At 67.6% G+C, this 21,042-nt stretch carries 28 protein-coding genes and 1 pseudogene; 25 read left to right on the top strand and 4 right to left on the bottom strand.

From position 1 onward, the window contains the following. From rplX to BN996_RS17880, 19 genes are all read left to right on the top strand, one after another. Complete coding sequence (gene rplX / locus BN996_RS17790) at positions 1-357, top strand: 50S ribosomal protein L24 (protein WP_042663563.1); 357 nt, start codon at positions 1-3, stop codon at positions 355-357. After that, positions 354-1,097 (top strand): 30S ribosomal protein S4e, encoded by a 744-nt coding sequence (locus BN996_RS17795; protein WP_089781318.1) that lies wholly within the window; start codon positions 354-356, stop codon positions 1,095-1,097. Before rplX ends, BN996_RS17795 begins: the two co-directional genes overlap by 4 nt. Further along, positions 1,094-1,612, top strand: a complete 519-nt coding sequence (locus BN996_RS17800; protein WP_004969589.1) for a 50S ribosomal protein L5 — start codon at positions 1,094-1,096, stop codon at positions 1,610-1,612. The genes BN996_RS17795 and BN996_RS17800 overlap by 4 nt, the downstream gene beginning before the upstream one ends. Next, a complete protein-coding gene (locus BN996_RS17805; protein ID WP_004042587.1) occupies positions 1,609-1,785 on the top strand; it encodes a 30S ribosomal protein S14 in 177 nt (58 codons plus the stop codon). Before BN996_RS17800 ends, BN996_RS17805 begins: the two co-directional genes overlap by 4 nt. 3 nt (positions 1,786-1,788) lie before the next feature. Further along, positions 1,789-2,181: a 30S ribosomal protein S8 gene (locus tag BN996_RS17810; protein WP_004042581.1), complete on the top strand. Its 393-nt coding sequence runs from the start codon at positions 1,789-1,791 to the stop codon at positions 2,179-2,181. 4 nt (positions 2,182-2,185) lie between these two features. Beyond that, a complete protein-coding gene (locus tag BN996_RS17815; protein WP_004974940.1) occupies positions 2,186-2,722 on the top strand; it encodes a 50S ribosomal protein L6 in 537 nt (178 codons plus the stop codon). Beyond that, positions 2,722-3,429 carry a 50S ribosomal protein L32e gene (locus BN996_RS17820; protein WP_089781320.1) on the top strand — a complete coding sequence of 236 codons (708 nt, stop codon included), beginning with the start codon at positions 2,722-2,724 and terminating at the stop codon, positions 3,427-3,429. Before BN996_RS17815 ends, BN996_RS17820 begins: the two co-directional genes overlap by 1 nt. Continuing rightward, on the top strand, positions 3,429-3,884 hold the full coding sequence (locus BN996_RS17825; RefSeq protein WP_008095301.1) for a 50S ribosomal protein L19e: 456 nt from the start codon (positions 3,429-3,431) through the stop codon (positions 3,882-3,884). The genes BN996_RS17820 and BN996_RS17825 overlap by 1 nt, the downstream gene beginning before the upstream one ends. Continuing rightward, a complete protein-coding gene (locus BN996_RS17830; protein ID WP_089781322.1) occupies positions 3,884-4,438 on the top strand; it encodes a 50S ribosomal protein L18 in 555 nt (184 codons plus the stop codon). Before BN996_RS17825 ends, BN996_RS17830 begins: the two co-directional genes overlap by 1 nt. Continuing rightward, positions 4,435-5,079, top strand: coding sequence for a 30S ribosomal protein S5 (locus BN996_RS17835; RefSeq protein WP_049920563.1), 645 nt, complete (start codon positions 4,435-4,437; stop codon positions 5,077-5,079). The genes BN996_RS17830 and BN996_RS17835 overlap by 4 nt, the downstream gene beginning before the upstream one ends. Then, a complete protein-coding gene (locus tag BN996_RS17840) occupies positions 5,079-5,543 on the top strand; it encodes a 50S ribosomal protein L30 (RefSeq protein ID WP_089781324.1) in 465 nt (154 codons plus the stop codon). The genes BN996_RS17835 and BN996_RS17840 overlap by 1 nt, the downstream gene beginning before the upstream one ends. After that, positions 5,540-6,037, top strand: a complete 498-nt coding sequence (locus BN996_RS17845; RefSeq protein ID WP_089781326.1) for an uL15m family ribosomal protein — start codon at positions 5,540-5,542, stop codon at positions 6,035-6,037. The genes BN996_RS17840 and BN996_RS17845 overlap by 4 nt, the downstream gene beginning before the upstream one ends. Before the next feature lie 3 nt (positions 6,038-6,040). Further along, positions 6,041-7,510, top strand: coding sequence for a preprotein translocase subunit SecY (gene secY / locus BN996_RS17850; RefSeq protein ID WP_089781328.1), 1,470 nt, complete (start codon positions 6,041-6,043; stop codon positions 7,508-7,510). A gap of 168 nt (positions 7,511-7,678) precedes the next feature. Beyond that, positions 7,679-8,413 (top strand): hypothetical protein, encoded by a 735-nt coding sequence (locus BN996_RS17855; RefSeq protein ID WP_089781330.1) that lies wholly within the window; start codon positions 7,679-7,681, stop codon positions 8,411-8,413. Positions 8,414-8,501: 88 nt separating this feature from the next. After that, positions 8,502-8,858, top strand: coding sequence for a DUF8159 domain-containing protein (locus BN996_RS17860; protein WP_089781332.1), 357 nt, complete (start codon positions 8,502-8,504; stop codon positions 8,856-8,858). Continuing rightward, positions 8,855-9,796, top strand: coding sequence for an alpha/beta hydrolase (locus BN996_RS17865; RefSeq protein ID WP_089781334.1), 942 nt, complete (start codon positions 8,855-8,857; stop codon positions 9,794-9,796). The genes BN996_RS17860 and BN996_RS17865 overlap by 4 nt, the downstream gene beginning before the upstream one ends. A 69-nt stretch (positions 9,797-9,865) precedes the next feature. After that, positions 9,866-10,357 carry a hypothetical protein gene (locus BN996_RS17870; protein ID WP_089781336.1) on the top strand — a complete coding sequence of 164 codons (492 nt, stop codon included), beginning with the start codon at positions 9,866-9,868 and terminating at the stop codon, positions 10,355-10,357. A 93-nt stretch (positions 10,358-10,450) separates the two neighbouring features. After that, positions 10,451-11,692 (top strand): ornithine cyclodeaminase, nickel-pincer nucleotide-dependent, encoded by a 1,242-nt coding sequence (locus BN996_RS17875; protein ID WP_089781338.1) that lies wholly within the window; start codon positions 10,451-10,453, stop codon positions 11,690-11,692. Positions 11,693-11,793: 101 nt separating this feature from the next. Continuing rightward, positions 11,794-12,486 carry a hypothetical protein gene (locus BN996_RS17880; protein WP_089781733.1) on the top strand — a complete coding sequence of 231 codons (693 nt, stop codon included), beginning with the start codon at positions 11,794-11,796 and terminating at the stop codon, positions 12,484-12,486. A gap of 30 nt (positions 12,487-12,516) precedes the next feature. Here BN996_RS17880 and BN996_RS17885 read toward each other — a convergent pair whose 3' ends face one another. Then, on the bottom strand, positions 12,517-12,918 hold the full coding sequence (locus BN996_RS17885; RefSeq protein ID WP_089781340.1) for a universal stress protein: 402 nt from the start codon (positions 12,916-12,918) through the stop codon (positions 12,517-12,519). Between the two features lie 50 nt (positions 12,919-12,968). Continuing rightward, complete coding sequence (locus BN996_RS17890; protein WP_089781343.1) at positions 12,969-13,127, bottom strand: DUF1059 domain-containing protein; 159 nt, start codon at positions 13,125-13,127, stop codon at positions 12,969-12,971. Between the two features lie 163 nt (positions 13,128-13,290). On the opposite strand from BN996_RS17890, the gene BN996_RS17895 reads away from it, so the two are divergent. The 3 genes from BN996_RS17895 to BN996_RS17905 all read left to right on the top strand — a co-directional run bounded on the left by BN996_RS17895 (position 13,291) and on the right by BN996_RS17905 (position 16,032). Further along, positions 13,291-14,301, top strand: coding sequence for a DUF7490 domain-containing protein (locus BN996_RS17895; RefSeq protein WP_089781345.1), 1,011 nt, complete (start codon positions 13,291-13,293; stop codon positions 14,299-14,301). After that, the gene (locus BN996_RS17900; RefSeq protein WP_394326176.1) at positions 14,298-14,660 is read left to right on the top strand and encodes a DUF8060 family membrane protein; all 363 of its coding nucleotides are present in this window, start codon (positions 14,298-14,300) and stop codon (positions 14,658-14,660) included. Before BN996_RS17895 ends, BN996_RS17900 begins: the two co-directional genes overlap by 4 nt. 61 nt (positions 14,661-14,721) lie before the next feature. Then, positions 14,722-16,032: a phosphoribosylamine--glycine ligase gene (locus BN996_RS17905; RefSeq protein ID WP_089781350.1), complete on the top strand. Its 1,311-nt coding sequence runs from the start codon at positions 14,722-14,724 to the stop codon at positions 16,030-16,032. 19 nt (positions 16,033-16,051) lie between these two features. Here the strand turns inward: BN996_RS17905 and BN996_RS17910 are convergent, their stop codons facing one another. After that, entirely contained in the window at positions 16,052-16,873 is an 822-nt protein-coding gene (locus BN996_RS17910) for a ZIP family metal transporter (protein WP_089781352.1), read from the bottom strand. A 75-nt stretch (positions 16,874-16,948) separates the two neighbouring features. After that, positions 16,949-17,597, bottom strand: a pseudogene (locus BN996_RS17915) (SDR family NAD(P)-dependent oxidoreductase). 95 nt (positions 17,598-17,692) lie between these two features. On the opposite strand from BN996_RS17915, the gene BN996_RS17920 reads away from it, so the two are divergent. Genes BN996_RS17920 through cruF form a run of 3 tightly spaced genes read left to right on the top strand, consistent with a single transcriptional unit; the run spans position 17,693 to position 21,018 of the window. Continuing rightward, positions 17,693-19,195 (top strand): phytoene desaturase family protein, encoded by a 1,503-nt coding sequence (locus tag BN996_RS17920; RefSeq protein ID WP_089781354.1) that lies wholly within the window; start codon positions 17,693-17,695, stop codon positions 19,193-19,195. Next, positions 19,192-20,112 carry a prenyltransferase gene (locus BN996_RS17925; protein ID WP_089781356.1) on the top strand — a complete coding sequence of 307 codons (921 nt, stop codon included), beginning with the start codon at positions 19,192-19,194 and terminating at the stop codon, positions 20,110-20,112. Before BN996_RS17920 ends, BN996_RS17925 begins: the two co-directional genes overlap by 4 nt. Before the next feature lie 24 nt (positions 20,113-20,136). Beyond that, positions 20,137-21,018, top strand: a complete 882-nt coding sequence (gene cruF, locus BN996_RS17930) for a bisanhydrobacterioruberin hydratase (RefSeq protein WP_089781358.1) — start codon at positions 20,137-20,139, stop codon at positions 21,016-21,018. Positions 21,019-21,042 lie beyond the last annotated feature (24 nt).

The raw sequence follows: 21,042 nt of genomic DNA on the forward strand, positions 1-21,042 counted from the left end.
ATGACTCGACAACCGCGCAAACAGCGAACCCAGATTCGCGACGCGCCGCTCCACGAGCGGCAAAAGCAGGTCCGCGCACCGCTGTCGGCCGAACTCCGCGAGGAGTACGGCAGCCGTAACGTCCGCGTCAACGCGGGCGACACGGTCGAGGTGCTCCGCGGCGACTTCGCCGGCGAAGAAAGCGAAGTCACCGAGGTCGACCTCAGGGACGCCGTCATCTACGTCGACGGCGTCACCGTTGAGAAAGCCGACGGCGAGGAGGCCCCACGCCCCCTTCAGGCCAGTAACGTCCGCGTGACGGAACTGGACCTCGAAGACGACGTGCGCGAGGCCCGACTCAAGGAGGATAACGAATGACTCGACACCAGAAGCGACTGTCCGTACCGAAGTCCTGGCCGGTCGAGCGCAAGACAGGCACGTTCACGGTCAAGGCCGGAGCGGGTCCGCACGGCGAGGCGGGGGTTCCCCTCATCATCGTCCTGCGCGACGTGCTCGGCTACGTTGACTCGAAGAAGGAGGCCCAGTACGCCCTCAACCACCAGAGCATTCTGGTCAACGGCGACGTGGCCTCCGACGTCCGCCGTCCCATCGGGATGTTCGACATCCTGGCGTTCGTCCAGCGAGAGGAGTACTACCGCGTCTTCCCCGACGAGGGAGGCCGCCTGGCGCTGACGCCCATCGACGCCGATTCGGCATCCAGCCGGCTCGGCAAGATCGTGGGCAAGACGCAGGTCACCGGTGGCGACTTCCAGCTGACGCTCCACGACGGGGCGACCCTCGTCGTCGAGGACGCCTCGGAGTACAGCGGCAAGGACTCCATCGTCGTCGACAACGAGACGAAGGACGTCGTCGCGCACTTCCCCTACGAGGAAGGCGCGCTCGTCACGGCTGTCAACGGGCAGCACGCCGGCGAAATCGGCGAGGTTACAGAGATAATCGTCACGCCCGGCAGCGGGAACAACTCCGTTGTCGTCGAGACCGAAGACGGCGAGTTCGAGACGGTCGAACAGTACGTCGTCGTCATCGACGAGAACTTCACGGGTTCGGACGACGAGTCCGAAGCACGTCAGGCTACTGACGGCGGTGATGACGAATGAGCGAGGCTGACTTCCACGCGATGCGCGACCCGCGCATCGAGAAGGTCGTCGTCCACATGGGCGTCGGCGAAGGTGGTCGCGAACTCGCCAAGGCCGAGGACATCCTCGAAGAGATCACCGGTCAGGAGAGCGTTCGCACGATCTCCGGCCGCGCCTCGCAGGACTTCGGCGTTCGTCGCGGCGAACCCGTCGGCGCGAAGGTCACCCTCCGTGGTGACACCGCCGTCGAATTCCTCGAAACCGCGCTCCCCATCGCGGACCTCTCGGTCTCGTCGTTCGACGAGACTGGCAACTTCGGCTTCGGCGTCGAAGAGCACACGGAGTTCCCGAGCCAGGAGTACGACCCGCAGATCGGTATCTACGGGCTGGACGTGACGGTCAACCTCGTCCGCCCCGGCTACCGAGTGAAAAAGCGCGACAAGCGTTCCCGGCAGATTCCGTCGTCCCACCGGATGACCGTCGAGGACGCCGTCGCGTTCATCGAGTCCACGTTCGACGTGGAGGTTGAAGAATGAGCGATAGCGAAACAGAACAGACGGGCGAGCACGCGTCCCGCCGCACCGGCCAGGAGAACGAGTGCCGGCGCTGCGGTCGAAAACAGGGACTTGTCAGCAAGTACGACATCAACCTGTGCCGCCAGTGCTTCCGAGAGATCGCCCGCGAGATGGGATTCAAGAAGTACCGATAAGCAATGGCTGACAACGACCCACTCAGTAGCGCGCTCTCCGGTGTGGACAACGCCGAGAGCGTCGGACACCTGTCCCACGAGATCCAGCCCGCCTCCAACATCATCGGCTCCGTCCTCGAGGTCTTCTACGACCGCGGGTACATCGACGGCTTCGAGTTCGTCGACGACGGCAAGGCCGGTCTGTTCGAGGTCGAACTGAAAGGCGCAATCAACGATTGTGGCGTCGTCAAGCCCCGGTATTCCGCCGGGGCCGACGACTTCGAGAAATGGGAGAAGCGATTCCTCCCCGCCCGTGACTACGGCGCGCTCATCGTCACGACGAGCCACGGCGTCATGAGCCACTACGAGGCCCGCGAGAAGGGCATCGGTGGCCAGATCATCGCCTACGTCTACTAGAACAATGAGCCGAATAGAAATCGAAATCCCGGACGAGGTATCCGCCGAGGTCAAGAACCTCGAGCTCACCATCGAGGGCCCCAACGGAAGCGTCACCAAGCGCCTCTGGTACCCGAACGTCTCGGTCTCCGCCGAAGACGACGCTATCGTCATCGAGAGCGACGTCGAGAACGCGAAGACCAACGCGACCATCGGTACCTTCGAGAGCCACGTGAACAACATGCTTCACGGCGCGACCGAGGGGTGGGAGTACAAGATGGAAGTCCACTACGCTCACTTCCCGATGCAGGTTAGCGTCGAAGGGAGCGACGTGGTCATCAAGAACTTCCTCGGCGAGAAGTCCCCGCGACGAGCGCAGATTCGCGGCGACACGGACGTACAGGTCGACGGCGAAGAACTCACCCTGACGGGCTCCAACAAGGAGGACGTCGGGCAGACCGCCGCCGACATCGAACAACTCACCCGCGTCAAGGACAAGGACACTCGCGTGTTCACCGACGGCGTGTACATCACCCAGAAACCGCAGACTGGTGATGCCTAATGTCGGAAGAAATCACCGAACTCGAAGACATCAGCGGCGTCGGCCCGTCGAAGGCCGACGCGCTCCGCGAAGCCGGCTTCGAGAGCGTCGACGACGTACAGGCCGCGAGCCAGTCCGAACTGGCCGGGGCCGACGGCATCGGGAACGCGCTCGCCGCGCGTATCAAAGCCGACGTCGGTGGCCTCGAGGTCTCCGACGAGGCCGAGGCCGAAGTCGAAGACGAGTCCGAAGCCGAGCCTGAGGAAGAGGAAGCCGAAGAGGTCGAGACGGAGCTTCAGCCCCGCGGTCACGCGGACAAGAAGCCCCAGCTCGACGACGAAACCGCGGAGGCCCTGGCGCAGAAGCGCCGCGAGGGCAAGCCGCAGTTCAACCGGCAGGACTACCACAAGAAGAAGCGCACGCCCACGTCGTGGCGTCGCCCCCGTGGTGGTCTCTCCAAGCAGCGTATCGGCATCAAGGGCAAGGGCCCCAAGGTCGAGGCGGGCTACCGCACGCCGAAGGCCGCCCGCGGCCTTCACCCGTCGGGCTTCGAGGAGGTCCGCGTGTTCAACACGGACGACCTCGAAGGCATCGACGGCGATACGCAGGCAGTTCGCATCGCCTCCTCGGTCGGCGCGCGCAAGCGCGAGCGCATCGAGGAAGCGTGTGAGGACCGCGAGATTCGCGTCCTCAACCCCACCTACGTCGAAGTCGAGGTGGACAACTGATGACGGACCTCAAAGCGCAGAAGCGAATGGCGGCCGACGTCCTCGACGTCGGCAAGGGTCGAGTTTGGTTCGACCCCGAGGAACAGGCCGAAATCGCGGAGGCCATCACGCGCGAAGACATCCGTGAACTCGTCGACGAGGGAACGATTCGCGCCAAGGACGCCAAGGGCAACTCGAAGGGTCGCGCACGCGAGCGCGCCGCCAAGCGTTCCTACGGTCACCGCAAGGGTGCCGGCTCCCGCAAGGGCCGTTCCGGCGCTCGACAGAACAAGAAAGACGCATGGGTCAGCCGAATCCGCGCCCAGCGCCGTCGCCTGAAGGAGCTTCGCGAGGACGGAACGCTCGACCGTTCCCAGTACCGCTCGCTCTACAACAAGGCGTCCGGTGGCGAATTCGATAGCGTGGACCGGCTCGAAGCGTACATTCAGAACAACTACCAGGTGGAGATTCAATAATGGCGACCGGACCACGATACAAGGTTCCGATGCGGCGTCGCCGCGAAGTCCGGACCGATTACCATCAAAGGTTGCGCCTGCTGAAATCGGGCAAGCCCCGCCTCGTTGCTCGCGTGAGCAACAAGCACGTCAGGGCGCAGCTGGTCACTCCGGGCCCGCAGGGCGACGAGACCCACGCTGCAGCGACCTCTGCCGACCTCGACGAGTACGGCTGGGAAGCCCCCACGGGCAACCTCCCGAGCGCGTACCTCACGGGGTATCTGGCAGGTAAGCGGGCGCTGGCCGCCGGCGTCGAGGAAGCGGTCCTCGACATCGGCCTCAACACGGCCACGCCCGGTAACAAGGTCTTCGCGGTGCAGGAGGGTGCTATCGACGCTGGCCTCGAAATCCCCCACAACGACACAGTACTCGCTGATTGGGACCGCAACCGCGGTGTCCACATCGCCGAGTACGCGGAGCAGCTCGACGAGCCGCTCTACAGTGGAGACTTCGATGCCACGAACCTCCCCGACCACTTCGACGAAGTGCTCGGGAACCTTCAGGAGGACGAATGAGCAGAAATAACAACGGCTGGGAGCCGCGAACGCGGCTCGGCCGCATGGTGCAGAACGGCGACGTCACGTCGATGGACCAGGCGCTCGAGACGGGACTTCCGCTCAAGGAACCCCAGCTCGTCGACCAGCTCCTTCCCGGACTGGACGACGAGGTGCTCGACATCAACATGGTCCAGCGCATGACCGACTCCGGCCGCCGGGTGAAGTTCCGGTGTGTCGTCGCAGTCGGGAACCGTGACGGCTACCTCGGCTACGCTGAGGCCCGCGACGACCAGGTCGGCGGTGCCATCCAGAAAGCCATCGAGGTGGCGAAACTGAACATCATCAAGGTGGACCGCGGCTCGGGGTCGTGGGAAGACCGCGCAGGCGGCCTCAACTCCCTCTCGCGCAAGGCGGAGGGGAAGGCCGGCTCCGTGACGGTCCGCATCATCCCCGCTCCGCAGGGCCTCGGCCTCGCGGCCGCAGAGACCGTTCGCAACATCCTCGAACTCGCCGGTATCCAGGACGCCTGGACCAAGAGCGACGGGAACACCCGAACCACGGTCAACCTCGCGAAGGCGACCTACAACGCGCTCAAGAACGCGTCGCAGTCCCGCACGCCGCGGCGCGCTCGCGAAGTCCGTCAGGAGGTGCGCGAATAATGCAGGCTATCGTTCAGCTTCGCGGTGAGGTCAACATCGCACAGGACGTCCGCGACACGCTCTCGATGCTCAACATCCACCGCGTGAACCACGCGACGTTCGTGCCGGAGACCGACGCCTACCGCGGGATGATCTCGAAGGTCAACGACTTCGTCGCGCACGGTGAGCCGAGCGTCGACGTCGTCGAGACCCTCATCAGCACGCGCGCCGAGCCCGAGGAGGGCGACGCCGACATCACCGACGAGTGGGTCTCCGAGAACACCGACTACGACGACGTGGCCGCGCTCGCGCAGGCCATCGTCGACGAGGAGACGACGCTGCGAGCGCAGGGCGTCTCCCCCGTGCTCCGTCTGCACCCGCCGCGCGGCGGCCACCGCGGACAGAAGCACGTCACCAAGGAAGGCGGTCAGCTCGGAAAGCACAGCACCGAACAGATCGACGAGCTCCTGGAGGACATGCGATGACGTCCAAGAAGCGACGACAGCGCGGCTCGCGCACGCACAGCGGCGGTACCCACAAGAACCGGCGTGGCGCCGGTCACCGCGGCGGTCGCGGCCGCGCCGGACGCGACAAACACGAGTTCCACAACTACGAGCCGCTCGGCAAGCACGGCTTCAAGCGACCGGACGTCCTGCAGGACGACGTCGCCGAAGTCAAGATCCAGAAGCTCGACGAGGACGCGGCGCTCCTCGCGGCCGACGGAGTCGCCGAGAAGGACGGCGACACCTACACCATCGACGCCCGCGACGTGGCCGAGGACGGCTGGGAAGCGGACGTCGTGAAGGTGCTCGGCGGCGGGCAGGTCCGCAACGAACTGCACGTCGTCGCCGACGCCTTCACGGCCGGTGCCGTCGAACTCATCGAAGAGGCAGGCGGCGACGCCGAACTCTCCGAACGCGCTGAAGAAGCGGCCGAGGCCGAGGAATCGGCCGACGCCGACGAAGACGACGAGGAATAAATCATGGGATGGAAGGACGCCGCCGAACCAGTGCTTTCGCGGATGCCCGCAGTCGCCCGACCGGAGGGACACGTCCCGTTCCGCCGGAAGCTCGGGTGGACCGGCGGCATCCTCGTCTTGTACTTCTTCCTGACGAACGTGACGCTGTTCGGCCTCGACGCCGCGACCGCGAACGACCTGTTCGGTCAGTTCCGGTCCATCCTGGCCGGCCAGCAGGGCTCGGTGCTCCAACTGGGCATCGGCCCCATCGTCACGGCGAGCATCGTCCTGCAACTGCTCGGCGGTGCTGACCTGCTCGGGCTCGACACGGACAACAACCCGCGCGATCAGGTCCTCTATCAGGGCCTCCAGAAGCTCCTCGTCGGAGTCATGATCTGCCTGACGGGGCTGCCGATGGTGTTCGCCGGCAACTTCCTGCCGGCCGACCAGGCCGTAGCGACGTCGCTCGGCATCGGGACGTTCGGCGTTCGGAGTCTCATCTTCGCGCAGATCGCCGTCGGCGGCGTCCTCATCCTGTTCATGGACGAAATCGTCAGTAAGTGGGGCGTCGGCTCCGGCGTCGGCCTGTTCATTATCGCCGGCGTCAGCCAGCAGCTCGTCGGTGGGCTGTTCAGCTGGCAGGGTCTCGGCGGCACGTCGGGGCTGTTCCCGACGTGGATCGGTATCGTCACCGGTGCCATCGAACTGCCGGCCTCGCCGAGAGACCTGCTGTCGACGATCTTCCTCGGTCAGGGACAGCTGCTCGCGCTCATCACGACGCTTCTCATCTTCGGCATCGTCGTCTACGCCGAGAGCGTCCGCGTCGAGATTCCCCTCTCGCACGCCCGCGTGAAGGGCGCTCGCGGTCGCTTCCCAGTGAAGCTCATCTACGCGAGCGTCCTGCCGATGATCCTCGTTCGCGCCCTGCAGGCGAACATCCAGTTCCTCGGGCGCATCCTCAACAACTCGTGGGTCGGCATGCCCACGTGGCTCGGCCAGTACACGGGCGGACAGGTCACCGGTGGCCTGTTCTACTACCTCGCGCCCATCCAGTCGCGCTCCGACTGGATGTGGTTCCTCGGCCTCACGTCGGCCGACCCGCTCGACATCGCCATCCGCGTGCTCATCGACCTGGTCTTCATGATCGTCGGTGGCGCGGTGTTCGCGATCTTCTGGGTCGAGACGACGGGCATGGGTCCGGAATCGACCGCGCGACAGATTCAGAACTCCGGGATGCAGATTCCCGGGTTCCGACGCAACCCGCAGGTCATCGAGAAGGTCATGGAGCGGTACATCCCGCAGGTGACCGTCATCGGTGGCGCGCTCGTCGGCCTGCTCGCCGTCATGGCGAACATGCTCGGCACCATCGGTGCAGTCTCCGGGACGGGGCTGCTCCTCACGGTCTCCATCACGTACAAGCTGTACGAGGAGATCGCGGAGGAACAGCTCATGGAGATGCACCCGATGATGCGCAACATGTTCGGCTCCGAATAGCGAGGGCCGACGCGCTCGACGGCCGCCGCGCGCCGCGGCGAACGTCACTTCTACAACACTTCATTTTTACCGCGCTCGACTGGATAGCGGCGCGCCCGCCTCGACGGACGCCGCCCGCGCCGTCGGCAATCCGGTCACTTTTGACTCCCGGCGGGGGACAGTCGGGGTATGCACGAGGGGCGACTCGCGGTCGATATCGAGACGGCCAGCCCGAACGGCCCGCCGAGCGACTTCCGAGACACCGACGACTTCGAGTTGGTCGCGGTCGGGCTGGGCCACCGCGTCGGCGACGGCGTCACTGACGCCGACCCCGAGGTCGAAGTCGAGGTGCTCCTCCGCGACGGCGACTGGTCGCTCGCCCACACCGCCGACCTCCTCCGGCGAGTCGTCGAGTGGTGCGAGGCCCGCGGCGGGGGCGTCGTCACCTACAACGGCGAGTACTTCGACGAACACCACCTCCGCGCGTGGGCCGACCGCGTCGCCGACGCCGGCGTCTGGGCGGACGCGCCGCGGCGAATCGACGCGCTGTTCGCCGACCACCTCGACCTCGGGACGCTCGCCGCCGAGGCGTACCCGGGTGCGGTCCGGGCGAACCGCGACATCCCGGCGCTGTGGAAGGCGTGCGAGGAAGCCGGCGTCGACCAGCCGACCGTCTGGTACGACGACTACGACCTCCCGGCGGGCTACCTCAAACGCCTCGGCGTCGAGGACGGCCACGTCAAGGGGGCGCACGTCGGCGAGGCGCTGGGGGAGGCCTACGTCGAGGGCGTCGTCGCGGGGCTCGACCACACGCGGACGCACGCCGAACTCACTCGGCTCCTCGTCGACTACGCCGCCGGCGACATCGAGCCGCTGTTTTCGCTCCGCGACGCGCTCCGCCGGACCGACGCGAGCGCGGACTGACGACACGCGGTAACACGTGTCGAACCGAGACGGGCGAGCGTCCTGTCTCGCGGCAAACGTTTAGCCGCCGGCAGTCGTAGCCCGTGGTATGAACGACCTCGAACCGGCGGCCGCCGTCGAGGAGGCGCTCCGCGGCAACGGCATCAGCGTCGAGTCCGTCTCGCTCGACGACTCCGTCTCGCTGACCTATCTCACGGCGTTCCCCGACGTCGAACCCGACCACGGCGAAGTCGGCCGGGCGGTCACGGCCTTCCTCGACCTCGCCCAAGACGACGAGTTCGAACCGAGGACCGTCGAGGCGACGGTCCTTCGAAGCGAGGGCGACGTGCAGGCGACGTGGACGCTCGAAGCCGACTGGATTCGCGCGTACAACGACTACGCGCTGGACGACGAGGAGCTGTCCGAGCGCGTCCTCGACAGCCTCTACGAGGGGGGCGACGCGTGAGCGCGTGGCGACACCGCGGTGAGCCGCCGGCCGCGCGCGGCCCGCGTCGACCCTCGCACTTCGAGTACTCCCGGGTTTCGCTGACGTTCGACAGCGGGGGGACGAACTGCGCGGGCTGGCTCTATCGCCCTGACGGCGTCGAGTCGCCGCCGGTGGTCGTCATGGCCGGCGAACTCGCCGCGGAGCGTCGCTTCGGCCTCCGCACCTACGCGGAGCGGCTGGCCGAGGCGGGCTACGCGGCGTTCCTCTTCGACTATCGGAACACCGGCGACTCCGACGGCGAGCCCCGGAACCTCGTCGCGCCCGACGCGCAGGTGGCCGACTGGCACGCGGCGCTCTCCGGCCTCCGCGAGCGCGACGAGGTGGACTCGCGCTCGCTCGTGCTCTGGGGCGCGGGGCTCTCCGGCGGCTACGCTCTCCGCGCGGCGGCCGAAGACGGCCGTGTGGCCGCCGTCGTCGCCCAGAACCCGATGCTCGACGGGAAGGCGGTCACGCGCGGTCGCGGCGTCAAGGGCACGCTCGCCGCACTCGCGGCCGGCGTCCGGGACAGACTCCAGTCGCGGTTCGTCGGCCCGCATCGCGTCCCCGTCGTCGGCGACGGGTCGTCGATGGCCGTCTTCGAAGACCCCGGCGTGCGCGCCGCCTACCGCGACCTCGTGCCGCCGGGGAGCGCGTGGCGCGACGAGACGCCTGCGCGGCTGTTCCTCTCGTTGCTCCGGTACCGGGCGCTTCCGGACCCCGGGGCGCTCACCTGTCCGGCCCTCCTCGTCGCCGGGACGCGCGACGACCTCGCACCCGCCGACGCGGTCGCCGACCTCGCGGACGAGCTTTCGGACGCGACGCTGGTCGAACTCCCCGCGGGCCACTTCGACCACTACGACCGGGCGTTCGAACAGACGTTCGGCCACCTCCTGTCGTTCCTCCGAACGGTTCGCTGACGGAAGTCGTCAATCCGTTGAATCCTCGCGCGAACCATTATGTCCTCACCCGGCCTATACTGCATAGAAATGTCCACATCCACCCGTCTCGTCTCGTTGTTACTCGTCGTCGCGCTCGTCGCGGGGGGCGCGTCCGCGCCGGCGTTCGCACAGGAGTCGGAGACGCCGAGCGACGCTGACACACAGCGGCTTCTCGAAGAGGGGGTCGCGCTGTACAACGACAACATCGAAGAGTTAGACGTCTCGTTCGCCCGGAGTCTCGTCGCGGGGCGGACGGTGAACGTCTACGTCGAAGACGGGGGCGAGACCCGGGTGTTCTCGGCGTCGGTGCGAGACGACATGCGAATCGAAGACCTGTCGACCGGCCCCGACAGCGAGGCGTCGACCCGAATCACGACGGACCGAGGGACGCTCGAAACCATCGCCGAGTCGCCGGAGCCGATGTCCGAGGTGCGAAGCGCCCTCTCCGACGACCGCATCCGCGTCAACGGCGAGCGCGGACACCCCGTCGACCAGGTCGTCTGGACCGTCGCCAACACGTTCAAGAGCTTCTTCCTCTGAGCCCGTCCCGAACGTCCGAATCCGTCTTTTTCTCCGCGTCGTCTGGTCCGTGCGTCCGTAACCCACTTTGCCACCGTTCTCGTCTCTCCGTCGATGACGTTCACGCGCACGGTCGAACTCGACGGCCACATCATCGACTCGGGGATGATGCAACAGGCCATGGGTATCGTGATGGACCTCGGCGGCGACTTCGACGTCGAGCAGTTCGACGTCGGGCGGCAGAAAGACGAGCCGTCCTACTGCCGGATGTCGGTGACCGCGGGCGACCGCGAGACGCTCCAGGAGATACTGCACGAGCTCCACCAGATCGGCGCGAACCTCACGGACCCCGTCGACGCCCGCGTCGAGGCCTCGCCGGCCGACCGGGTCGTCCCCGTGGGATTTTACTCGACGACGAACCACCCGACCGACGTTCGGTATCGCGGCGAGTGGCTCCCGGTCGAGAATATCGAGATGGACTGCGCGATAGTCGTCGAGGAGACCGACGACGGCCCGCGCGCCTACACGAAGGTCCTCAACGGCATCGAGGAGGGCGACCTCGTCGTCACCGACGAGGCGGGGATTCGCGTCAAGCCGCCGGAGCGCCCCCGCGATTCCTCCGGCCCCTTCGGGTTCATGCAGGGCGGCGTCTCCTCGGAGCGCCCCTCGGAGTCGCTCATCGGCGAGGTCGCCGACGCGCTCCGCGAGACCAAGGCAGACGGCGGGAACGTCCTCGTCGTCGCCGGGCCGGCGCTCATCCATTCGGGCGGCGGCGACGCCCTCGCCGACCTCGTCCGCGAGGGCTACGTGGACATGATTTCGGCCGGCAACGGCTTCGCCACCCACGACATCGAGCGCGGGCTGTACGGCACCTCCCTCGGGATGGACATGGAGACGATGGAACACCCCCGGAAGGGCCACAAACACCACATCTACACGATAAGCGAGGTCATCCGCGCCGGCGGCATCGCCGAGGCGGTCGAGGAGGGACTCATCGAATCGGGCGTGATGTACGAGTGCGTGAAACACGACGTGCCGTACGTCCTCGCGGGGTCGATTCGGGACGACGGCCCGCTGCCGGACACCATCACCGACACCATCGAGGCGCAGAACGCCATCCGCGAGCAGGCCCACCGCGCCGACATGGTGCTCATGCTCTCGACGCTCCTGCACTCGGTCGCCGTCGGCAACTGCCTGCCCTCGACGGCCAAGACCGTCTGCGTGGACATCAACCCCGCGACCGTCACGCAACTGCTCGACCGCGGCTCCTCGCAGGCCATCGGCATGGTCACGGACATCGGAACGTTCGTGCCGACGCTCGCCGAGAAGGTGCTCGAAGCCGACGACGACAACTGACCGGGTCGCCCCCGCCCGTTCCGCCGCGGTGCGCCGTCTGACGTGTCTATTATGACCCCGGGTGGTCTCTCGTGTCCTGTATGCAACCCAAAGCAGCGCGAGTGCTCCTCGCCGCAGTCATGATTCTCCTCGCCGGGTGCGGGGGCGGCGTCGGCGGCGACGCCACGACCGCGACCGAACCGGCGACGGACGCGACGACGGCCGCCGCCGAGTCGACCGACCAGAGCGGTGACGCCGCCGCAGAACGCTCCTCGGTCACGTTTAACGGGACGTGGGACCAGCAGTACCGGACCGGGCAGTACTACCGCTACGACATCGAGAGCTCGAACATCGACGGCACCGCCACCTACGAGTGGGAGGTCGTCTCCGCGACCGACGACGAGGTGACGGTTCGGACGAGACTGGTCACGCCAAACGGGACGAGCGAGCAGACCGTGACCGCGCCGCCGGACGAGGTGTACGGCGAACTCGCCGGAAGCCCGTCGGGGTCGGTCGCCACCCTCGGGTTCGACTCGCCGTACTACAGCGGCGTCGACGGCGAGACTCTCAGCGTCGGCGACAGCTGGGAGTCCTCGGGCGCGAACGGGACCGTGAGCTTCGAGGTCGAAGCGCTATCGACCTACGCCGGCCTCGAATGTGCGAACTTCGTCGTCCGGACGAACGGCAGCGTCTTCTGGGAGAGCTGCGTCACGCCGGAGAGCCCGCTGCCGGGCTACGTGGCGTTCTACGAGGAGGAGGGCGACGAAACTCCGGCGTTCGAGATGGAACTCGTCGAGTACCGAGCCGGAGACTAGCGCGGCCGCGGGCGACTTCGGACGCGACGATCAGACTTTTTCCAGCGGGACGACCGCCATCGGGATGTTCGAGTTCAAAAGCACGTCCTGTGCCGTGCTCCCGAAGACGATTTTCGAGGTCGGATTGCGCTTTCGGATGCCGATGACGATTTCGTCGGCGTCCTGTTCGTCGGCGCACTGGAGGATGTCGTCGGCGGCGTCGTTGCCGCGGATGTACTGGTGGGTCTCCACGTCCACGAGGTCGCCGAGCCGAGACGTCACGACGTTCAGGGCGTCCTCGCCGTCGCGGACGTCCTCGCTGTCGGTCTCGTCGCCGCCGCGGTGGGAGTTGACGACGTGGAGCACGTCGCCGGCGTCGATTCGCCGCGAGAGATAGTCGCAGACTTCGGCGCTCGTGTGGACCGAGTTCGTCCCGATAACGTATGTTGCCATGCCCCATATCGCTACGCCGTCCTATAAAAATCCACGCCCGACCGCGCTCGTCAGGCCGGCCGCATCATCGCCAGCACGTCGTCTCTCGTCATCGCTTTCCCGTGTTCGTCGTGGGCGTGTCCCTGAATCACTTTCACCACCTCGTTTCTGTTCTCCGAGGTCACGCTGAACCCGCACGAACACGTCGCCTGCTGCATCGCCTTCGACATAGCAGTACAGATACGCGCTCCGGAGCCAAAGCGTGTGTTCCCCCCCGCCGAGACACTCCCGCCGGCGGGCGGATTCCTGAAACCGTGTCGTCGCCGGCACGTCAGCCGCTCTCCGAACCCATCGGGGACAAAACATATACCGGATCGTAAATGTCACTCGGGTATGGAAAGAAACGCCCTCCTCACCGCCGGGGCGGTCGGCGTCGTCGTCGTGGCGCTCGTCGCCGCCGCCGTCGTTCCGGGGGTCGTCGCGGACCCGACCGACGACGGGCCCGTCCGTCCCGGCCCGGTGGACGTCGCCGGCGTCTCCATCGCGGCCGGGGAGGCGACGGGGGAGACGGTCACGCTCGAAATCGAGACGCGAATCGACCACCGAGGCAACCCGACGGAGAACGTGAGCGTGCTCGTCCGCGCCGTCGACGCCGAGTCGGGACTGCTGACGACGACGCAGGAACTCGACGTCGGGACGCTCTCGAAGGACGGTGAGACGGCGACGACGACCAACCTCACGGTGCCCCGCGAGGGCGGCTACGACGTCGAGGTCGTCCTCTACAGCGACGACGAGCGGGTCGACGAGGCGCGAAAGAGCGTCCGCGGCGTCTCGGCCATCAAGCCGCCGTACCTCCGGTCGACCACCTCGTTCACCGACAGCGAGGCGCTCCCGCCGGTGTCGTTCGCCATCGCGGAGACCGGCGAGGACCGGACGACGCTCGACCTGACGGCGACGCTGACGAACGCCGGCGACGACCCGGCCGAGGAGCTCTCGGTGCTGTTCGTCCTCCGGCAGGCCGAGTCCAACATCGTCGCCTCCCGGACGACGGTCGACGCGGGGACCATCGAGGCCGGTCGGACCGAGACGGTGGACGCGTCGGCGAGCGTGCCGAACGACTACAACTACTACATCGACGCCGTGTTGCTCCGCGACGGAGTCGTCATCGACACCGCTCGCGGCGCGGCGAACCTGAACCCAACGAGGACGATTAGCGTGAACCAGACCAGAGAGGACGTGGAACTCCGCGTCGAAGACTTCGAGAACGGCGACGGCGGCGACGCGCCGCGAGAGACCGACAACGAACCCGTCGAGACCTCCTCGTCGGCACCCGGCTTCGGCCCGATACTGGCGGTCGTGGGACTGCTCGCGGCCGTCTTCGTCGCCCGGAGGTGGTCGCAATGAGCGACGAGACGCGGACGGAGACGGAGCGGTCGACGACCGACGAGCCACCGACGGCCGACGACGACGCGACCGGCGTGGACAGGCTTCGAGAGCCCACGGACCCGGCCGACGACGAGGAAAGCGAGAACCGCGAGTTCGCGGAGCGGATGCGCCGCTACCTCGACTACGCGGTCCTCGCGGGACTGCTGTTGCTCGCGCTCATCGCGGCGCTACAGTTCTACCTCAACGCGAGTCAGACCATCACGACGTGGGTGAACCCCGAGTACCGCGCGCCGTTCCAAGCGGCGTTCAACCTCGTGTTGCTCCTCGGGGCGGCGCTCGGCGTCTCCGTCCAGCTTCGCCGGCTGACGAGCGACTGAGCCGCGCCGAGGGGTAGCTCACCACCACACAGTTTTCAGGCCGCCGCCCGAGTCGTCGGCTATGAACTTCCTCTTCGTGTCGGCGGACGCCGCGCTCATCACCGACCTCGCGTGGCAGGTCCACAGGGAGGGCCACGACGTGCGGTACTACATCGAGGCCGAGCGCGACAGGGAAATCGGCGACGGCTTCGTCCCGAAGACCGACGACTGGCGCGCGGAGGTCGACTGGGCCGACGTCGTCGTCTTCGACGACATCTGGGTCGGCTCCGACATCGGGACCGGCGCGCTGGCGCAGGAACTCCGCGAGGAGGGACACGCCGTCGTCGGCGGGACGCCGAACACCGACCGTCTCGAAGAGGATCGCGGCTACGCGATGGAGGTGCTCGAAGAACACGGCGTCAACACGGTCGAACAGCGCGTCTTCCGCGACTTCGACGAGGGAATCGAGTACGTCCGGCGGAACCGCGCGCCCTACGTCATCAAGCCGCTCGGAGAGGTCCAGAACGTGAAGCGCCTGCTCTACGTCGGCAACGAGGACGACGGCAGCGACGTGGTCGAGGTGCTCCGCGCGTATAAGGAGGCGTGGGGCCACCGGATGAAGGGCTTTCAGCTCCAGCGGAAGGTCGAGGGCGTCGAAATCGCGGTCTGCGGCTTCTTCAACGGGGAGACGTTCGTCGACCCGGTGAACTTCAACTTCGAGCACAAGAAGCTGTTTCCGGGCAACATCGGCCCCTCGACCGGCGAGATGGGCACGTCGATGTTCTGGGCCGGGCGGAATCGGCTGTTCGAGGAGACGCTGGGCCGGCTCGAACCGTGGCTCGCCGCGGAGGGCTACGTCGGGAGCATCGACATCAACTGCATCGTCAACGAACACGGCATCTCACCGCTGGAGTTCACCCCGCGGTTCGGCTACCCGACGATTACGCTCCAAGAGGAGTCGTTCGAGTCGTCGACCGCGCAGTTCTTCTACGACCTCGCCCACGGCAACGACCCCGACCTCTCGGTCCACAACGGCTTCCAAATCGCGGTCCGCATCGTCCTGCCGCCGTTCCCCTTCACCGACGAGAAGACCTACGACGAGAACTCGCGGAACGCGGCGGTCGTCTTCGAGACCGACAGCCGCGAGGGCGTCCACATCGAGGACGCGAAGCTCGTCGACGGGCAGTGGCGCGCCGCCGGTGAGAGCGGTATCCCGCTCGTCGTCACCGGCAAGGGCGAGACGATGCAGGAGGCGAGAAGACAGGCGTACGACCGCGTCGACGACATCGTCATCCCGAACCTGTACTACCGAGACGACATCGGGGAGCGGTGGATAAGCGGCGACGGCGACCGACTGCTCGCGTGGGGCTACCTCGGCCCGGCCGACGAGTAGTCGATTCGTCGGGACCCGATCAACTGAGCGCCAGCCACGCGGCGAAGACGGCGAGGCCGCCGACGGCGGTGCTCAGCGCGGCGTGGAACCTGAGGCGGTCGAGAATCTCGTGAGCGTGGCCGTCTTCGACAGACAGGAGTTCGTGAATCTCGCTCCCGATTTCACAGCGCGGGAGGAAGTCCATGGCGACGTGGAGGAACACGCCGGAGGCGAAGCCGAAGACGAGGCCGCGGAAGGCGTCGGTCGCCGGGAGCGACACGGCGCTGGAGACGATGGCGGCGATGCCGAGGCCCGCCGCGGGGAGGAGCAACGGCGCGACCGACCGGTCCTGTCCCGAGAGCCGGCGGGCGGCGGCGTAACCGGCCGGGCCCTTGTGCGAGACGATGGCGAGGCCGAGACCGACGCCCACGTCGATGTTGCCGTAGACGATGCCGATAATCGCGCCCGCGGAGACCGCGTGTGCCGAGAGCTCCGCCACGGTGCGGTCGATAGGCAAGTCCATGTGGGCGAATCGATGGCCGACGGTATGGGCGGCGAAGCCAGTGAGGATACCGAACGCGATGCCGAAGCCGCCGAACTGGGGGTGGTGACCGAGCGCCTGCGGGACCAGAAACACCGCGGCGCTCGTCACCATCGCGCCGCTGGCGAGGCCGTAGCCCCACACGAGTCCCTCGGCGTGTTCGGCCCGACTCCGCGCGCCGAGCGGCGCGGCGAACGCCATCGCGCCGAAAGCGGCCCACGAGACGATAAGCAGGTCCCACGCCTCGGCGCTCGCGGCGTACCCGGAGAGCGCGACGAGCGCCACGACGCTCCCCGCGCCGATGGCCGTCGAACGGTTCATATTATGAACGAAATGGTTCGGATTAATAAGGGGCGCGGTTCCGGCGGAGCGCGGGGGTCGAAACGGCGAGAGACCTCAGCGCGTCGCCCGCTTCCACGCCTTGAGGTCCGCGATATCGCCGTCGAACTCGGCGGGGTCGGCGTCGGTCGCCGCCCAGACGAACAGGTCGGCCACGTCGTCGGGGTCGCGGCCCTGTCCGCCGGTGAGGTCGGTGGCGACGAGGCCGGGGTCGACGACCGTCACGGTCCGGTCGCAGTCGGCGGCGAACTGCCGAACGAGCGCCTCGGCGGCCGCCTTGGAGACGGCGTACGCGCCCATTCCGGGCTTCGCCTCGCGGGCGACGGAGCCGGAGGGGACGAGGATTCGCCCGTCGTCGGCCATGTGCGGGAGCGCCTCTTTGACCGCCGCGAAGACGCCGCGGACGTTCGTTCGGAGGGTGTCGTCGAACGCCGCGTAGGACTCCTCGGGCGCGGGCATCTCGCCGGGCGTCCCGTGGGCGACGGCGGCGTTGGCGACGAGCACGTCGATTTCCCCGCCGGAGCGGGCCGCCGTCTCCATCAGGCGCTCCATGTCGAGTTCGTCGCGCACGTCGGCGCGGACGGCGCTGGCGGTGCCGCCGCCGCCCTCGATGTCGTCGACGACAGCCGGCGCGACCGAGGGCGCGCGCGACCGCCGCGCCGATGCCGGAACTCGCACCCGTGACCACCGCGGTGGTGTCGTTCATGCGGGGCCGTAAGGAGGGACCGAGCCTAAAGCTACCCCCCGTCGGCGGTCGGTTCGGTCAGTCGATTTATCCCCTCTACGTCCGTACGAACGGACATGAATTCTGTCTCGGCTCTCGACTCCCTCGCCGGGGAGTCCGTCGTCGTCGTCGGCGGCGGCTTCGGCGGTCTCTCCACAGCGTGCTACCTCGCCGACGCCGGCGCCGACGTGACGCTGTTGGAGAAGAACGAACAGCTCGGCGGCCGAGCCAGCACGCTCGAACGCGACGGCTTCCGGTTCGACATGGGGCCGTCGTGGTACCTCATGCCCGACGTGTTCGAGCGATTCTTCGCCTACTTCGGCAAGCGGCCCGAGGACTACTACGGACTGACGCGGCTCGACCCGCACTACCGCATCTTCTTCAAGGACGGCGACCGCGTGGACATGCTCCCCGACGTGGCGGCCAACAAGGCCACCTTCGAGTCGTACGAACCCGGCGCTGGCGACAGGCTCGACGACTACCTCCGGAAGGCCGAGCGGAACTACCGCATCGGGATGGAACACTTCGTCTACACCGACCGCCCGGACCTCACCGACTACATCGACCTCGACGTGTTCCGGTACTCGTGGGGGCTGTCGCTCGTCGGCTCGATGCAGGACCACGTCGAGAACTACTTCGACCACCCGAAGCTCCAGCAGATAATGCAGTACACGCTGGTGTTCCTCGGCGGCGCGCCGAACAACACGCCCGCGCTCTACAACCTCATGAGCCACGTCGACTTCAACATGGGCGTCTACTACCCCGACGGCGGCCTCGCGGGCGTCGTCGACGCCATCGTCGACCTCGCAGAGGAGTTGGGCGTCGAGTTCCACACCGACTCGCCCGTCGCCGAAATCGCCGGTCGCCGCGGCGGCTTCGCCGTCCGCACCGAGGACGGCCGCGAGTTCCTCTGCGACCAGGTCGTCTCCGACGCCGACTACGCCCACACCGAACAGGAACTCCTCCCGGAGAGAAAGCGCCAGTACGACGCCGACTACTGGGACTCCCGAACGTACGCCCCCTCGGCGTTCCTGCTCTACCTCGGCGTCGAGGGCGACGTGGACGAACTCGCCCACCACACGCTCGTCCTCCCCACCGACTGGGACGACCACTTCGAGACGATATTCGACGACCCGTCGTGGCCCGACGACCCCGCGTACTACCTCTGTGTGCCGTCGAAGACCGACGACTCGGTCGCACCCGAGGGCCACAGCAACCTGTTCGCGCTCGTCCCAATCGCGGCCGGACTGGAGGACACGCCCGAACAGCGCGAGTCGTACCGCGATCTCGTCCTCGACGACATCGCCGACAACACCGGCGTCGACCTGCGCGACAGAATCGTCGTCGAGGAGTCGTTCTGCGTGAACGACTTCAAGGAGCGCTACAACAGCACGCAGGGCACCGCCCTCGGTCTCGCGCACACGCTGTTCCAGACGGCGCTGCTCCGCCCGCCGCACGGCTCCGAGGCGGTCGACGGCCTCTACTTCACCGGCTCGTTCACCACGCCGGGCATCGGCGTCCCGATGTGTCTCATCAGCGGCCAGCTCACCGTCGAGGAGATGGCCGACGACGCGAGGTGAGCGCCGACATGGCCGCACAGACCGAGACCGGAGACGCTGACGACGGCGAACGAGAGGGCGACGGACGAACAGACACCGGTCTGCGGGACCGCCTCGTCTACCTCGCGGTCCTCTCGCGCCCCCGATTCTGGCTCTATCTCGCCGGCCCCGTCGTCGTCGGCGTCGCGGCCGCCGCGAGCGCCCCGAGCGACCTGTTCGGCCTCGAACCGCTCGCCCTGTTCGCGTACTTCCTCGTCCCCGCGAACGTCTTTCTCTACGGCGTCAACGACGTGTTCGACGCCGACGTGGACGAGGCGAATCCCAAGAAGGACGACCGCGAGGCCCGCTGGCGCGGCGACCCCGTGAACACCGCCGTCGTCGCCGCCAGCGGCCTGCTCGGACTCGGCCTGTTCGCGCTCGTTCCGCGGGTGGCGTGGCCGTGGCTCGCCGCGCACTTCTTCCTCGCCGTCGAGTACAGCGCGCCGCCGCTTCGGTTCAAGACGACGCCGCTTCTCGACTCGGTGTCGAACGGGCTGTACGTCCTGCCGGGCGTCGCCGCCTACGCGGCCGTCTCGGGGTCGAACCCCCCGATGCTCGCCGTCGCGGGCGCGTGGCTCTGGACGATGGGGATGCACACGTTCTCCGCGATTCCCGACATCGAACCCGACCGCGAGGCCGGGATTCGGACGACTGCGACGGCCCTGGGCGAGCGCCGGACCTACTGGTACTGCGCCGCGACGTGGGCGCTCGCCGCCGTCGCCTTCGCCGCGGTCGACCCCCGCCTCGGCGCGCTCTTGGCGGCCTATCCGGTCGTCGTCTTCGGCATCGTCGCCGCCGGCGTCGACGTGGACCGGGCGTACTGGTGGTACCCCGTCATCAACACCGTCGTCGGTATGCTCATCACCCTCGGGGCGCTCTGGAGGCTCGTCTATGGGTGAAGGCGAGTCCCCGGAGGTGCGTCCGTGAGCGAGAGCGACCTGCGAGCGCGCCTGCCGTCCACCCGGGACGAGGCCGAGGACGCGCTCGACCGGCTGGTGCGCGACAACCGCTTTACCATCTCGGTGTTCTTCCCGCTGAACGGCGCGGTGCTCCTCGTCGCCAGCGCGATGGGCTGGCTCCCCGACCCGCTGGCGTTCAACGCGTTTCTCATCCTCCTCGGGACGCTCGTGATGCGCTCGCCGCTCGTCGTGGGCGTCCTCCCGCTCGTGACGCGGCGGGCCGCACTCGGCGTCGGCGCGCTCACCGCCTACGCCTACGCCATCGAGTACACCGGCGTCACCACGGGCTGGCCCTACGGCTGGTTCCACTACGGCGTCGACCTCGGGCCGACGGTCGCCGGGGTCCCGGTCGGCCTGCCGGTGTTTTTCATTCCGCTCGTGATGAACGCCTACCTGCTGTGTCTGCTCCTGCTGGGCGACCGCGCCCGCAACGGGGCCGTCCGCCTCGGCGTCGTCATCGCAGCCGTCCTCGCCATGGACGTGGTGCTCGACCCCGGCGCGGTCGCGCTCGGCTTCTGGGAGTACTACCGCCTCGCCGACGACGCGCACCTGTTCTACGGCGTCCCGCTTTCGAACTACGCCGGCTGGGTCGTCAGCGCGACCGTCGCCGTCGTCGCGCTCGACTGGTCGTTCGACCGCGAGGCGCTTCTCGCCCGCCTCGACCGCACGGAGTTCATGCTCGACGACCTCGTGAGCTTCGTCATCCTCTGGGGCGGCATCAACGCGTGGTTCGGCAACTGGGTTCCCGTCGCGGTCGCGGCGCTGTTCGGCGTCGGACTGCTCAAGACGGACCGGTTCGACTCGCGGCTCCTGCGGCTTCCGCGGCGGTTGCCGTGGCGGTCCTGATCCTGAGCGTCGGTGTTCTCAAGC

Source organism: Haloferax massiliensis, assembly GCF_001368915.1.
Taxonomy (GTDB): Archaea; Halobacteriota; Halobacteria; order Halobacteriales; family Haloferacaceae; genus Haloferax; species Haloferax massiliensis.